Below are 14,758 nucleotides of genomic sequence, written 5' to 3'. Positions count from 1 at the left end.
ATACTACTTTTTACCTTTTGCTATAATAGCTCTCGCCATTTCATCAGCGACTTGACCGGTAGGTAAGTTTTTCGCTTTGGCCGTTTCAAATACATTCATTAGGGTATGATAGATATTTTGGACTAAACTTGTCGCTTTATCTGCACAGTAAGGTTCTGGATAAATCTCAAGAGCAACATTAATAATACCACCGGCGTTAATGACGTAATCGGGTGCATATAAAATACCTTTCTCTAAAAGTACTTGGTCATGTCGGCTTTCTGCAAGTTGATTGTTAGCACAGCCAGCAATGATCACCGCTTTAATTTCTGCAAGCGTATCATCATTAATTGAAGCACCTAATGCACAAGGCGCATAAACATCAACCTCTTGTTTATAAATATCATCAAGACTGACAATCGTTGCATTTAACTCTGTGGCCGCCTTATCTAAAATTTGCTGATTGATATCAGTAACAATCAGTTTTGCACCCGCAGCGTGAAGTTTTTCACACAATGAATAACCAACACTACCAAGTCCTTGAACGGCAACTTTAATTCCCGTTAAATCATCTGTGCCTAATTTAAACTTAACGGCGGCTTTAATACCTAAGAAAGTCCCTAGCGCAGTAAAGGGGCCGGGGTTACCACTTTTTCCTTCTAAACCTGATACAAAGTCAGTTACTTGGTTAACAACAGCCATATCACCTGTGGTAATATTTACATCTTCAGCGGTGTAATAGCGACCGCCTAAGTTATTTACTGCTCTACCATAAGCTTTGAATAAATCATCTGATTTTAAGTGCTTAGGGTTACCAATAATAACCCCTTTACCACCGCCGAGCTTTAAGCCGGCCATAGCATTTTTGTAGGTCATGCCCTTTGATAAACGCAAAACATCTTTTAATGCTGATTCATCATTTACGTAATCCCAAAAACGACAGCCACCTGCTGCTGGTCCGAGTGCTGTACTATGTACTGCAATGATCGCTTTTAAGCCTGTTGCATCATCACTGCAATAAACAACTTGTTCATGATTGTCGAAATCTACTAAATCAAAAATTGCCACTTCTAAATCTCCACGTAAAAAGTTTTTTAATGTTCTTTTTACTTATGTAATAAGAGTTGTAATGTTTCGGTGCGCACAATAGCATTTAGCCTAATGCTTCGCTAGATGTGGCATCAAAAAATTATTGTCGATTTGTTAGGATAAATGTATAGAATCAAGCACAACAATTAAAAAATAGGCGAAATAACAGCGGTGATTACTGTTTATAAGGGTAATAAATAGTTAGTAAGTCAGTGATTGAAAGCGAAGTTGGTGGATTTACTGACATTGTCAACAGAGCAAACCATACGCTGTCGTGGCATGCCGGCTTCCATAAAAACCGACCCCGCACTGATAAAGTTAAATTTTCTAAAATATTCAACATTATCAAGTGGGCTGTAAATAAAAACCTCATCCAATTTGAGGTCTTTTGCAATAGCGAGTAATCCTTTGACAACCTCTCGGTCGATGTGCCTTTTTCTAAAAGACATTAATACGGCTATACGAGATATTTCTCCGGTAGACAATATCCGGCCGGTTGCAACGGGCTCTTGGGTAATATCATCACAAACTAACACATGAAATGCATATTGATCTTTACGGTCAAACTCAATTTTTCGTGGAATACGCCATTCACAAATGAAAACTTTTTCACGAACATCCCTTAACAATGATGCTGCTTGTTCCCAATTCACTCTACTGACACTAAACGACATTATAGCTATTCCACTTGTTCTTATTCTACATACCAAAGCCCCATATTAAGAACATTAGTCAATAATTTTTCATTTTTCAAATTTATAATTAAACTTTTTACTTTTTCTGTGGTCAAAGTCTGCTGCTTTGTTAAGCAAGTCGCTAATGCGATTGTTTCTTTATCAATTAAGAAACTTTCGCCATTAATATATAAGTAGCTTCTTTCTATTGACTCATCTCCTTGGTGAATAGGAATAATTAAGCTTTTTATACCTGAAACGGGTACTAAGGTATTTTCTGCTTCAGCCAGAATATCACTAAGCTGTTCACTATAGATTGGGGATACTGGCATCAATATTTCTAAGGCGTGATGATTCTGAGTCAGATATTTCCCGATAAAAGGTATAAATAAATTATCGTCGTCTAGTTGTGCTTGCATGAAAACTTTTAATTTCTCAATATCAGTTTGTTCAAGCTGTTCAGGTCGATGGGTTAATGAACGTGCTTTATCAGGAAAACGTGCTTCACCTAGGTTCTCATCGATTAATTTATCAGCAAAGGCTGACCAGAGTTCTTGATTATTGGGTGCCTGAAAGCCAATAGAAAAGTTCATTGAGTTCTCTATTGATACGCCCTTGTGTGGATGATTAGGGGGAATATAAAGTAAATCTCCAGCTTCCGTCACTTCGTCTATTACAGGCGCGAACGTTGAGACCTGTTTCAAATCAGGGTGTGGTAATAACAGTTGAAGTGAACTGTCAGGTGTACCAACTTGCCAACGGCGCTTTCCTTCACCTTGAACAATAAAGACATCATATTGGTCTAAATGAGCACCAACACCCCCGTTGGGTGTCGAAAAACTCACCATCACATCGTCAATACGCCATTGAGGTAAAAAATCAACCGCAGCTAGCAGTGATTGAGTATCTCGAGACCAATTGTTTACCGCCTGCACTAGTAGGGTCCAGTTTTCTTCACCAAATTTATCGAATGACTTGAAAGGGCCATGTTCTACTTGCCACTCGTTATTATTACAGGCAATAATTCGTGATTCTATTTCGCTTTCCATCGCTAAACCCGCAAGCTCATTAGCATCGATAGGGTCGGTAAAATCTTTAAATGCGCCTTTTATTAATAAAGGTTTTTTTTGCCAATAGTCTTTTAAAAATTGCTCAGGCGTTAGGTCGCCCCAATGAATCTTTTGCATGATTTTTTTTCTCTCTTTATTAATACCGTTCATCGACGTGCGTGGATGGACTAATGCCTTGAAAGACAGGATGTCTGAGAAAGGCCTGAACATATACGTTCAATGGCATCCCTGCACATTGATGTGCTAATGTCGCAAAGGCATGGACGCCTAGGAGCTAACATGCCACCACGTTATACCGTTCATCCTGAACATAAAAAGGAACCGCGAGGTTCCTTTTTATTAGCATAAGTCTACATAAAATTAATCTAGTTCGTTAATAAATTCTACTGCACGGCCAATATAGCTCGCGGGTGTCATTTCACATAACTGTGCTTTAGCGGCATCAGGTAGTTCAAGCGTCATAATGAAAGCACGCATTGAGTCGCCATTGACGCGCTTACCACGTGTTAACTCTTTTAATTTTTCGTATGGCTTTTCAATGCCATAACGACGCATCACTGTCTGTACAGGCTCAGCTAAAACTTCCCAGTTACTGTCTAATTCAGCCGCAAGGTTCGCTTCGTTTACTTGTAGCTTACTTATGCCTTTTAACGTTGCGCCGTAAGCTATCATCGCATGAGCAAAACCAACGCCTAAGTTACGTAACACGGTAGAATCTGTTAAATCACGTTGCCAGCGAGAAATAGGTAATTTCTGTGCTAGGTGAGTAAATAATGCGTTAGCAATACCTAAGTTACCTTCAGAGTTTTCAAAATCAATAGGGTTAACTTTATGTGGCATTGTTGAAGAGCCAATTTCACCAGCAATTGTTTTTTGCTTAAAGTGACCCATTGCAATGTAACCCCAAATATCACGATCAAAATCGATTAATATAGTGTTAAAACGTGCAATTGCGTCAAATAACTCAGCAATATAATCATGCGGCTCAATTTGAGTAGTAAAGGGGTTAAATGATAAACCTAATGAAGTAACAAATTCATTAGCAAATTCATGCCAATTAACTTCAGGGTAAGCGGATAAATGCGCATTGTAGTTACCCACCGCACCGTTAATCTTACCCAATAATTCAACATCAGCAATTTGGGCACGTTGACGTTTAAGACGAATATAAACGTTGGCCATTTCTTTACCCAAGGTACTAGGAGAAGCAGGTTGACCATGGGTACGACACATCATTGGAATGGTTTTGTATTCAATCGCTAATGCTTTAATCGACGCTAATATTTTATCCATTTCTGGTAATAAAACGTCAGTACGACAGTCATTGAGCATTAAACCGTGTGAAAGATTGTTAATATCTTCTGAGGTGCAAGCAAAGTGAATAAATTCAGTTACCGCATTTAATTCAGCGTTATCAGCAATTTTTTCTTTTAAAAAATATTCAACCGCTTTTACATCATGATTAGTGGTTGCTTCAATATCTTTAATACGCTGAGCATCTTCTTCATTAAAGCGGTCAACAATCGCATTCAATGTTGCCGTTGCGTCTGAGCTAAAAGCAGGAACTTCAGCAATTTCTGCGGTGGCTGCAAGTTTTTGTAACCAACGTACTTCAACGGTAACACGGTATTTTATTAAACCAAATTCACTGAATATAGGGCGTAATGACTTAACTTTGCTGCCATAACGACCATCTACTGGAGATATTGCACTTAATGCTGAAAGTTCCATAGGGTTTTCCTAATGTTTAAAGTAAGGTTAAAAACTAATTTGAATTTGTTTAACAAGTTCTGAGTAATTGCTCTGCACACTCAACTATTTTTGAACGTGAAAATATGATACTGCGGCGTTGTCCGCCAATTTGTCGCCATAATACACTCGAACGAATACCCGCTAATAAAAGCGCACGTATTTTATGTTGATTGACGGTTTGCTTTAATATTGTAGGATCGCCGGCTACTTGAATTGGCGTTCCAAGGGGGCTGATTAAATCGCTATAAATAGAGGCTAAGCTTGAAACAAGTGTTTCACTGATAATGTCGTAATGCGCTAATTGTCGTTGGCTTTGGGTAATACGTTCACCGAGTGCATTCATCTTATCTTTACTTAAACGGCGCTCTAAACCCAGTAAGCTCACCACATAACGGGTAATTTCAGGGTCTTTGTTTGTTGACTTATTACCTAAATGGTTGACTAACGTGGTTAACCCTGTTTTTAAATGGCTAATTTCACCACCATAAACTTCCATGGTATTTTCTGGAGAGGTGATCATTACGCTATTAAGTAACAAAGCGAGTTCGTCTTCGTCTATTTGCCCACTGCGTGATATTTTTTGTACCCAATAAGCCACTTGGCAAACGGCGGCAAGTGTTAATGTTTGTTCATTTATGCTGTTCATAACTATTTAGTGCTCAACTATTTTATAACGTTCACTTAGCGAATGAGTGTGTTGATGATACCGCCACCAAGACAAATGTTATCCTGATAAAAAACCACGGATTGGCCAGGTGTCACTGAACTTTGGGGTTCATCAAACATCACTAGATATTCACCATCGCTCATCGGTGAAAAGTGGCAGGGTACATCATCTTGGCGATAGCGTGTTTTAACCGTACATTTTACTGGCGCATCAAGAGATTTACGATTAACTAAATGTAACTGATTACCGATTAAACCCTTAGAAAATAAGCGAGGGTGGTTATGACCTTGACCGACAATTAACACATTGCGCAGTAAGTCTTTTTCAACCACATACCAAGGTTCTTCACCCGCATTCGCCAAGCCGCCAATGCGCAGACCTTTGCGTTGACCCAGTGTGTGATACATTAATCCGTCGTGCTCGCCAATAACGTCACCTTCGGCGGATTCAATTTTGCCTGGCTGCGCGGGTAAATATTGTCCTAGAAAATCTTTAAATTTTCGTTCGCCAATAAAACAAATACCGGTACTGTCTTTTTTATTATGGGTAATTAAATCAGCTTGTTCAGCAATTGCACGTACAGCTGGCTTTTCAATATTGCCAACGGGAAATAAGGTACGGCCAACTTGTTCGTCGCTTAGCGTGTATAAAAAATAACTTTGATCTTTATTACTGTCTAAACCGCGTAACATCGCCCATTGCCCATCAATAAATTTACGTTGCACGTAATGACCTGTCGCAATATAGTCAGCGTCTAAGTCTTCACAAGCAAACTCTAAAAAGGCTTTAAACTTGATTTCTTTGTTACACATAATATCGGGGTTAGGGGTACGGCCCGCTTTATATTCGGCCAAGAAATATTCGAAGACATTGTCCCAATATTCCGTAGCGAAATTGATGGTGTGTAGTTTTATACCGAGTTTGTCGCAAACAAGTTGCGCATCTTCTAAGTCTTGTGCAGCAGCACAGTATTCATCGGTATCGTCTTCTTCCCAGTTTTTCATGAACAGGCCTTCAACTTGATAACCTTGTTCAATCAATAAGTGTGCAGAAACAGAGGAGTCAACACCGCCAGACATTCCAACAATAACTTTGGTGTCGCATGGTGCTTTGGTTTTAGGCGCAGAGTTTTGGCTTTCAGCGCTCGATGATACTTGTGATGACATTAAAACTACAAATCTAAAGAAAAAGGCGAAAAATTATAGCATGTCAAGATTTTGCGGCATAGATTAAAGATTGGATTTTAATGAAGATAATGATATTTTTTTTCCACTTTTCAAAATGGATAAGTAATCTTCAATGCATTCTAAAACCAGTGTACTGCGTAATTGTGATGATTTTTCTCTTATTTCTTCAAAGGTTAGCCAATGAGTGGCAATAATCTCATCATCTTGTGGGGAACTTTGCAGAAATTCATTAAGTTCGATAACAAAACAAAAACGCAGGTAGTAAAGATTAATTTCAGCTCGGTGAAAGTAATAAATACCTGAAACGTAATCAGGTGTTAATGTTAATCCTGTTTCTTCAAGTACTTCTCGTTCAATAGCACTGATTAAGTTTTCATTAGCCTCTAGATGCCCAGCAGGCTGGTTAAAGACTTTTTTACCGTTTTCAATTTCTTCAACCAATAAAAACTTATTTTGATGAGCAATAATAGCAGCAACTGTGGCGTTGGGTTTAAATTGATTTTCACCATGCGCGTTATTGATGCTATCAACGGTTAACGTCATTATCTTATTCACCTTTAATTTGTTGGTAATGACCATTTTCGATACCATTAAGGGTATATTTGCCTATGCGGTAACGAATAAGTCGTAGTGTTGGGAAATTAATAGCCGCAGTCATTCTGCGGACTTGTCTATTCCTTCCTTCCGTAATAGCGATGCTCAGCCAAGTGGTTGGAATACTCGCCCGTTCTCTAATCGGCGGGTTGCGTGGCCAAAGATCTGGCTCGGCGATTATTTTTACGTGTGCAGGTAAGGTTTTACCATCTTTTAATTCCACACCCTCTCGAAGCTTTTGTAAGTCAGACTCTTGTGGAGCTCCCTCGACTTGTGCCCAGTAGGTTTTTTCGGTTTTTTCTTTTGGGTTAGCCAGTTTATGTTGCAATTTTCCATCGTTTGTTAGTAACAATAATCCTTCACTGTCACGGTCTAAACGGCCCGCTGCATAGACATCTTTTACCGGAATAAAGTCTTTTAAGGTTTTACGCTGTTGGTCGTCAGTAAATTGTGAGAGCACATCAAACGGTTTATTAAAAAGGACCAAAACTCTATCGGCAGGAGCAGGGCGAGGCTTAACTTCTTTTAATGAACGGCTCTTCGATAGTCGACGATTGGTTGAGTTTGACGCTTTTATCGTTTTAGTGAAATCAGTCACAGTTTATCCTTTTGAAATAATTCGATATGGGGGTAAAGAATCAAGTAATTGTTTACCGTATCGTTTGGTGACTAAACGTTTATCCATTAAGGTGATAATACCGGTATCTTTTTCATTGCGCAGTAAACGTCCTGTTGCTTGAATTAGTTTTTTTGATGTTTCTGGTACCGAAATTGACATAAAAGGATTCCCCCCTTTAGTGGTAATGTACTCAGCTTGGGCTTCTTCAACCGGAGAGGTAGGAACAGAAAACGGTAATTTAGTAATAATTAAATTCGTTAAATATTTACCTGGTAAATCTAAACCTTCAGAAAAACTTTGCGTGCCAAAAATGATACTGGTTTTATCTTCATCACAGCGCTTTCTATGGGCCTCTATTATATGCTGACGTGACTGCTCACCCTGAACTAGAATCTCCATTTTGTGCTGCTCTCGTAAGGCTTTAGCGACTTGTTCCATTTGCCAATACGAAGAAAATAGCACTAAACAGGCTTTTTCTTGCTTAATTAATGCTGGTAACTCATTAATTAATTCATCGGTGAACTGAGGGCTACTTGGCTCATTTTTCATTTTAGCGATAACAAGTTGCGCATTGTTTTGATAATCAAACGGTGAGTCGACTTTTTGATATTGGGTGCCATCATTCGTTTGTAAACCGACCTGGCGTCGAAAATGCTCAAACGAATTCAATGCTAAAATAGTGGCTGAACATAATACCGCCCCTTCACATTTTGACCAGAGAATATCTTCAAGGGTAAAGCCCACTTCAATAGGGGAAGCCGACACTAAAAAGTCACTACGTTTGCCTGTCAGTTTTTCGAACCACCTTGCCATTGGAGCGCCTTTCTCACTGTCTGTTTTGGCATACATTTTCCATAGCGAGTTGAAATTTTCTAATCGTTGGATCATAAAACCCGCTTCTGCAAGTAAGGGCTCGGCAACAAACATTTTACACTCCCCGTCTTTCACTGACTCCATCAATAAATTATAGAGTTTGTTGCAATGTCCTAAACATTTTTTACTGAGCTCTGCTAAATCTTTAGCTGAGTTTTTTAAGTTCGGTGGAACGATTCCGTTTTCAAAACGATATAATGCCGCCTCGTCATCACGAGAGAAACGGCTATTTTCTTTAGCTTTTTCATTGAAATATAACGCCTGATTGTTTTCGATAAAGCTCGCTACTTTTTGCATTTCCATTAATAAATCTTGGCAATCGTCCCCTAACTTTAACGAGGGTGAAATGGCCGAAGTCGACTTTATTAATTTTGCCATTTTATCGCCGGTTTCTTTTAACTTAGTTAGCCAATCAATAGCACCTTTAATGGCAACATTCGCACTTGAATGATCACGGGTTACTTTAGGCAGATGATGTGCTTCGTCAATAACGTAAAAAGTGTCTTCTGGCGAGGGTAAAATAACACCTCCACCAAGCTCTAAATCAGCCAGTAATAAACTATGGTTAATGACCAACACATCGGCAGACTCCATGGTTTCTCGCGCTTTATGAAAAGGGCAATGGGTGTGATCGGCTAAATGTTTTAAACAACTGTGTTTGTCACATTGAATTTGTTGCCATAAATGATGAGGGATAGGGTCAGCCCAAGAATCTAGATCGCCTTGCCATTTATTATCCGTTAACGCTTTATGTAAATGATGTAATAGCTTTATATCCATGGCATTAGGTTTTTGCGCAAAGGTGAAACCGGCCTGAGGTGAATCGTCTTGACTCACAGCAAGCGCTAATTTTTGCCGACAAACATAGCGTTGGCGACCTTTGACTAAGGTAAAATTAAAATCTAAGCCTGAATGTTTCTTTAAGAAGGGTAAATCTTTATCCACTAATTGTTCTTGTAGCGCAACTGTTGCAGTAGAAATACAGACCTTTTTTTGACGTGACATCGCTAACGGAATAGCGCCTAATGAATAAGCCAAGGATTTACCCGTACCGGTGCCGGCTTCTATGATAATAATTTTGCGCGCTTTATCGTATTCTCCCGCAAAAGTTTTAGCTATTTCGGCAATCAAAAAAGTTTGCTGTTTTCTTGGATGAAAGTTTTCTAAATTTTCACCAATGGTTTTATACGATGTGCGAATTGCTACTTTAATTTTATCGCTTAGCATGCTGTTAGCCATTTAGGGTTCATTAGGTTATATACACATTCCAGTTAAATAGGCTGAATCCTGTATCTTCAAATAGGATGAGTATATACTGCTGTATATATTAACAGTTTATCGTTATCCGCAACGAATTAAAATAATTAATGTCATTAACTGTAGAAAAATTAACGCCTAGCTTGAATTATGGCTTTTTATTAACCCGTCAAGCCTATGATACCAAACAAGGTATCGAATTGTCTTTATGGGTTAAAACCCTCCAAGGTGCTGTTAATGTTATTGTGCAAAATCAACAGGCATTATTTTTTGTTGAACAAACGCAGCAAGTACACGCGCAAAGTCTCCTGTCGGAGCAGCGAATAGTAACGGCTAAAGTTACCCCGCTTGCGCTTAAAACCTTTAATCAGCAACTCGTCAGTGGCTTTTATTTTTCAACGATGCGTGAATTCTATCGCGCACGCGATATTTTAAAACAAGCCCAGATAAAATGCTACGAAGACGATTTTCGCCCCGATGAACGCTTTTTAATGGAGCGCTTTATTACCGCTGGTATTGAATTTATCCCTCGGTTAACAGCTTTATCGATAACCGAATCTGCCAAACAGTATTCACAGACTAACTTTGCTACCTTTTATAGTGACAAATGCCGTGCAACGAATAAGACTCAGTTACTTGATGATATTGCGTTAACTATGGTATCACTTGATATTGAGTGTTCAATGGCCGGGGAGCTTTATTCTATTGGCTTACATTCGCATAAAATGTCTGATGGTAAGCCGATAAAATGTGTTTTGATGATCGGGGATCACAATAATGTCTTAGCAAAAGCAAAACAGTCAACATTATCTAATGAAGAAGCCCGCGAGATCGCTGAGCACATCGTTTGGGTCGACAATGAGCAAGCGCTTTTAACGGCGCTTATCGCTTGGGTAAGGGTCCACGACCCTGATATCTTTATTGGCTGGAACGTCATTAATTTCGATTTTAATTTATTACAAAAACGTTGCGATATCCACAACATTGCCTTTAACATTGGCCGTAATTACCAGTCGCCACGGTGGCGTACCCGATCTGCAGGGGGGAGCCAAAATGAACAAAAATTTATTGATGTCGCTGGCAGAGTGGTACTTGATGGCATTGATTTACTCAAAAATGCCACCTATAATTTTGCTAGTTTTTCTCTCGACTTTGTCGCGAATGCCTTATTAGGCAAAGGAAAGAAAGTCGATGATGTTGAAAATCGAATACAAGAAATAAACGACAACTTTCATCATGACAAACTTGCCCTTGCCGCTTATAACCTTGAAGATTGTCGTTTAGTTACGCTCATTTTTGAACAGTCTTTATTACTTGAATTCACCCGCTTACGCGCAAAATTAACGGGCTTGTCAATAGACAGAATTGGCGGATCTGTTGCCGCGTTTACTAACTTATATTTACCTAAACTTCATCGTAGTGGCTATGTTGCGCCCAATATGGGTGATGGTTTGCAAGGGCTGGTTTCCCCAGGCGGTTATGTGATGGACTCCGTCCCAGGGTTATATAAGAATGTGCTCGTACTTGATTTTAAAAGTCTTTACCCCTCTATTATTCGAAGTTTTAATATTGATCCTATGGGTTTGATTGAAGGACTAAAATCACCCAAAAACAGCATTAAAGGCTTTGATGGTGCTTATTTTTCTAGAGATAAACACTTCTTACCTGACATTATTAACGAACTTTGGTTAGAGCGAGATATCGCTAAAAAAGATAAAAATTCGGCCTTGTCGCAAGCAATAAAAATTATTATGAATTCATTTTATGGCGTACTAGGTTCAACAGGTTGTCGGTTCTTTGATCCCCGTTTATCGGGCTCGATTACCAAGCGTAGCCATGAATTATTAAAGACGACTTCGCTGTGGCTGGAAAATGATGGTTATCAGGTGATTTATGGCGATACCGATTCAATTTTTGTTCATGTTGATGAAGATAAAACAGCCGAGCAATGCCAAGTCTTAGGTAAATCGTTACAAGATAAGATTAATGTTCGGTGGCAAGCAACGCTCAAAGAAGAGTTTTCAATAGAAAGCCAACTTGAAATTGAGTTTGAAACCCATTTTAGTCAATTTTTAATGCCGACTATTCGCGGACAAGAAGCGGTTAAAGAACAAAGTAAAGTAGGTACTAAAAAACGCTATGCAGGTGTAGTCAATGGAAAGCTACTCTTTAAAGGTCTAGAAACGGTTAGAAGTGATTGGACAGAGCTTAGTAAGATATTTCAGCAAGAACTTTACCGGCTAATATTTAATGAAGACCCTGTTGACGATTATATCAAAAATATAGTCGATGAACTAAAGCAAGGCCTTCATGATGACAAACTTATCTATAAGAAAAAGATTAGACGTAGCTTGCCCGATTACGTGAATACACCACCACATGTTAAAGCAGCCTTAATTGCAAACAGCAAACTAGAGGGAGAGGGCAAAAAGCCTAAATACACTAACAGAAGAACTATTCGATATGTTATCACTCTTGATGGCGTACAGCCTTTAGAATACAACGAGAGCAAACTTGATTATGACTTTTATGTAGAGAAACAAATAAAACCCATTGCTAATGATATATTGCCCTTTATAGGTAAAGACTTTGATGCAATAACCAGTAACCAAATGGGGTTGTTTTGAAGTAAATGACTTTAGACTAAAAAATTAATAATTCCCCATAATCGTTAAGCACTACTTTTTATATCAATCTTCAATTTTGCCTTTATATTAACGGTTACCTATTCCTCAAGCTCATTAAATTATTGTAAATAAATCGTGCATCATGTTTAGAACGATCATAAAGCAACTTTATTGATTTAGCTATTTAGACGGCTAAATGAATTTTATGCTTTAGGATGAAAAATCATGATTAACGATACCAAAATAGTCAATGCTGGACGAAAATCAAAATTGTAGTGGAATGGTTAATTTGGCCTACTAATAAAAGGTATCTCAGTTGGAAAATTTAAAGCTTGGCCAAGACTAGTTAACTGCTACACCTTCTGTGATGATATCGAACAAAGTTATTTATACACCTGAGAGTAATACAAATAACTTGTTTAATGAACAATAAAGTTCTTTACTAAAGCTTTTTTATTTCTTTGAATTTTATTAACAATATTTTAATGTTCACTTTGTGCGCATCAATGTCATTAACTAGCCTGAAAAATAAATCATAATTCACAGTTTTATTTGAGTTTTTAAACGTAAATTTAGAGTGTACTTAAAATAGCCACTGAATATTTATAAGCTTATTTTTTTGTAAAGTTCACTGATAACTAAAATAGCAGATGAGTAAAGTTATTAGCTGTATTATCTACTCAGTTGTTCATATCCTAAGTCTGTTTTATTTTCAAACTATGTGCTCTCCTGACATTAGCTTAGAGAACATATCAATATAATTTATAATGTTTATTTCCTTTATTTTTAATTGTGACTTTTTTGTTTATATATTGTTATTTTTTATGTATTATTAAGTGTAGATGTATTTTGTTACATATCACTTCCATTCATCCATTTACTTTGAGTGTTGTCGGTGGTTTTTGTGTTCTTAATTAACACTACTGCTAACAAACTGTTCAAGCGTGACAAATTACAGTTGGCTAGTTCCACTTCGCTCAAGCTTATCCCACAATTTTTAACCCGCTAATTGGGCGTTGGTTTATAAGGTTTTCGATGAAATTTAAAATATTAGCTTTATTATTAGTAAGTTTTAGTTCTTTTGGATCTAATTGGACAGTTTCACAAACAACTTTACATCATGTTCAAATTGGATCTGCCAATTTGATGTATATATCTTTTGATAAACATGCCAATGTTTCTCAAATTACATGTGGCGGTTTACCTGTGAAAAATTGGGCAGCTTTACCTCTAGATTTAACAAGTCCTAAGGTACAAGCCCTAATTAGTTTGGCTTTGAGTGCCCAAGCCCAAAGTATAAAGGTTGATTTAGGCGGCCCAGGAACTTGCCAAAAAGGTGCATACCCAACTTTGGATTATATACGGATTGGCCAATATACTGGACCTGTAAAATAAAGCATGAAATTCATCCAAAAAGGGCAAAGGGTCATGGGCGTTAGCAATATTTAAAGGTGCAGTTGCACATTTGGCGACACTTTGATTTTAATTTATAGGGTAATAATGAAAATATCTTTCTATTTATCAATAATTTTAATTTTTATATCGAGCACTGCTTTGGGAGCAAGAGTCGATGCTACCGGCGAAATTGGTGAAATTCGCTACCATATAAATGAAGGGACCTTAGCGCCGGCTTGGAATAAAACCATTTGGTTTCAGCTAATCAATTCAGATAAAACTTTTTGTACAAGTAATAAAGTTAGCATTAAAGACGGTGATGATATGGCTGTTTCAATGTTACTTGCAGCCAAGATGGCTAATAAAAAAGTACTAATTACGCTAGAGGATACAATTAAGTACCCAGCGGGAACGTATTGTCTTTTACAATATATAACAATTAAGTAAACATATTGTTAACAGTAATTCAAATGTATAATGATAGTTGCTGTTGTTCGTGCATCACACACCTAGCCAGCTATTACTTACCGCTTAATATAGGCATTAGAATTTAATTAAGGTTTTACTATGAAAAAAATGTTTTTTCTTTTATTTCTGTTTCCAGCTATTGTGAATGCAGCACGTTTAGATTGCGGCATGGCAACTATAAAAAATTTATACGTGCAGGGAGAAAGACAAGATAGTGGGCTTCATCAAAACTCAGTTCTTCTCACGTTGGAAAATGACAAAAGTTCAGCTTGTAGTAATGTTACATTTGCTATGATGAAAAATACCGAACCCGCATATGGTGGAATAGTTTCGATGACTCTTTCGGCATACACAACAAAAAGTAAAATTCGTGTTGTGGTTAACTCAAAAAATCTTGGGAGTGATACTTACACTATAGAGTGGGTCAATTTTCAATAGCCAGTCCATACAAGTAGTTCAAACGGAGTGAAATAACAGTTGGTTATTTCACTCTTTTTAATATTTTTA

13 protein-coding genes are annotated in these 14,758 nt (G+C 37.8%); 4 read left to right on the top strand and 9 right to left on the bottom strand.

Annotated elements, in window-relative coordinates; translation table 11 throughout:
- Window positions 1-3: 3 nt before the first annotated feature.
- From H4J73_RS03340 to dinG, 9 genes are all read right to left on the bottom strand, one after another.
- Entirely contained in the window at window positions 4-1,047 is a 1,044-nt protein-coding gene (locus H4J73_RS03340; RefSeq protein ID WP_182179971.1) for an amino acid dehydrogenase, read from the bottom strand.
- Between the two features lie 230 nt (window positions 1,048-1,277).
- Window positions 1,278-1,742 carry a GNAT family N-acetyltransferase gene (locus H4J73_RS03335; protein WP_182179973.1) on the bottom strand — a complete coding sequence of 155 codons (465 nt, stop codon included), beginning with the start codon at window positions 1,740-1,742 and terminating at the stop codon, window positions 1,278-1,280.
- Between the two features lie 20 nt (window positions 1,743-1,762).
- Window positions 1,763-2,929, bottom strand: a complete 1,167-nt coding sequence (locus H4J73_RS03330) for a cupin domain-containing protein (protein WP_182179975.1) — start codon at window positions 2,927-2,929, stop codon at window positions 1,763-1,765.
- A 243-nt stretch (window positions 2,930-3,172) separates the two neighbouring features.
- Entirely contained in the window at window positions 3,173-4,543 is a 1,371-nt protein-coding gene (gene purB / locus H4J73_RS03325) for an adenylosuccinate lyase (RefSeq protein WP_182179977.1), read from the bottom strand.
- A gap of 49 nt (window positions 4,544-4,592) precedes the next feature.
- Window positions 4,593-5,210 carry a high frequency lysogenization protein HflD gene (gene hflD, locus H4J73_RS03320; RefSeq protein WP_182179978.1) on the bottom strand — a complete coding sequence of 206 codons (618 nt, stop codon included), beginning with the start codon at window positions 5,208-5,210 and terminating at the stop codon, window positions 4,593-4,595.
- A gap of 35 nt (window positions 5,211-5,245) precedes the next feature.
- Window positions 5,246-6,397 carry a tRNA 2-thiouridine(34) synthase MnmA gene (mnmA, locus tag H4J73_RS03315; protein WP_182179980.1) on the bottom strand — a complete coding sequence of 384 codons (1,152 nt, stop codon included), beginning with the start codon at window positions 6,395-6,397 and terminating at the stop codon, window positions 5,246-5,248.
- Window positions 6,398-6,460: 63 nt separating this feature from the next.
- On the bottom strand, window positions 6,461-6,961 hold the full coding sequence (locus H4J73_RS03310; RefSeq protein WP_182179982.1) for an NUDIX hydrolase: 501 nt from the start codon (window positions 6,959-6,961) through the stop codon (window positions 6,461-6,463).
- A 4-nt stretch (window positions 6,962-6,965) separates the two neighbouring features.
- Window positions 6,966-7,610, bottom strand: coding sequence for a pseudouridine synthase (locus tag H4J73_RS03305; protein WP_310649656.1), 645 nt, complete (start codon window positions 7,608-7,610; stop codon window positions 6,966-6,968).
- Between the two features lie 3 nt (window positions 7,611-7,613).
- Window positions 7,614-9,731: an ATP-dependent DNA helicase DinG gene (gene dinG, locus H4J73_RS03300; protein WP_182180028.1), complete on the bottom strand. Its 2,118-nt coding sequence runs from the start codon at window positions 9,729-9,731 to the stop codon at window positions 7,614-7,616.
- A 140-nt stretch (window positions 9,732-9,871) separates the two neighbouring features.
- Here dinG and H4J73_RS03295 point away from each other — a divergent pair, with 140 nt between their 5' ends.
- From H4J73_RS03295 to H4J73_RS03280, 4 genes are all read left to right on the top strand, one after another.
- Window positions 9,872-12,388 (top strand): DNA polymerase II, encoded by a 2,517-nt coding sequence (locus H4J73_RS03295; protein WP_182179984.1) that lies wholly within the window; start codon window positions 9,872-9,874, stop codon window positions 12,386-12,388.
- A gap of 1,035 nt (window positions 12,389-13,423) precedes the next feature.
- The gene (locus H4J73_RS03290; protein WP_182179986.1) at window positions 13,424-13,783 is read left to right on the top strand and encodes a hypothetical protein; all 360 of its coding nucleotides are present in this window, start codon (window positions 13,424-13,426) and stop codon (window positions 13,781-13,783) included.
- A 105-nt stretch (window positions 13,784-13,888) separates the two neighbouring features.
- Window positions 13,889-14,230 carry a hypothetical protein gene (locus tag H4J73_RS03285; RefSeq protein ID WP_182179988.1) on the top strand — a complete coding sequence of 114 codons (342 nt, stop codon included), beginning with the start codon at window positions 13,889-13,891 and terminating at the stop codon, window positions 14,228-14,230.
- Window positions 14,231-14,350: 120 nt separating this feature from the next.
- Window positions 14,351-14,689 carry an imidazole glycerol phosphate synthase gene (locus H4J73_RS03280; protein WP_182179991.1) on the top strand — a complete coding sequence of 113 codons (339 nt, stop codon included), beginning with the start codon at window positions 14,351-14,353 and terminating at the stop codon, window positions 14,687-14,689.
- Window positions 14,690-14,758 lie beyond the last annotated feature (69 nt).

It is taken from the genome of Colwellia sp. MB3u-41, from assembly GCF_014076845.1.
GTDB lineage: Bacteria > Pseudomonadota > Gammaproteobacteria > Enterobacterales > Alteromonadaceae > Colwellia_A.
The sequence above is the reverse complement of the archived record's forward strand: the minus strand, read 5'-3'. Positions and strand labels throughout refer to the sequence as shown.

Coding starts and splice junctions, on each gene's coding strand:
- H4J73_RS03335 (WP_182179973.1), bottom strand. CDS start 1,742: ATGTCGTTTAGTGTCAGTAGAGTGAATTGGGAACAAGCAGCATCATTG.
- H4J73_RS03330 (WP_182179975.1), bottom strand. CDS start 2,929: ATGCAAAAGATTCATTGGGGCGACCTAACGCCTGAGCAATTTTTAAAA.
- purB (WP_182179977.1), bottom strand. CDS start 4,543: ATGGAACTTTCAGCATTAAGTGCAATATCTCCAGTAGATGGTCGTTAT.
- hflD (WP_182179978.1), bottom strand. CDS start 5,210: ATGAACAGCATAAATGAACAAACATTAACACTTGCCGCCGTTTGCCAA.
- mnmA (WP_182179980.1), bottom strand. CDS start 6,397: ATGTCATCACAAGTATCATCGAGCGCTGAAAGCCAAAACTCTGCGCCT.
- H4J73_RS03310 (WP_182179982.1), bottom strand. CDS start 6,961: ATGACGTTAACCGTTGATAGCATCAATAACGCGCATGGTGAAAATCAA.
- dinG (WP_182180028.1), bottom strand. CDS start 9,731: ATGCTAAGCGATAAAATTAAAGTAGCAATTCGCACATCGTATAAAACC.
- H4J73_RS03295 (WP_182179984.1), top strand. CDS start 9,872: ATGTCATTAACTGTAGAAAAATTAACGCCTAGCTTGAATTATGGCTTT.
- H4J73_RS03290 (WP_182179986.1), top strand. CDS start 13,424: ATGAAATTTAAAATATTAGCTTTATTATTAGTAAGTTTTAGTTCTTTT.
- H4J73_RS03285 (WP_182179988.1), top strand. CDS start 13,889: ATGAAAATATCTTTCTATTTATCAATAATTTTAATTTTTATATCGAGC.
- H4J73_RS03280 (WP_182179991.1), top strand. CDS start 14,351: ATGAAAAAAATGTTTTTTCTTTTATTTCTGTTTCCAGCTATTGTGAAT.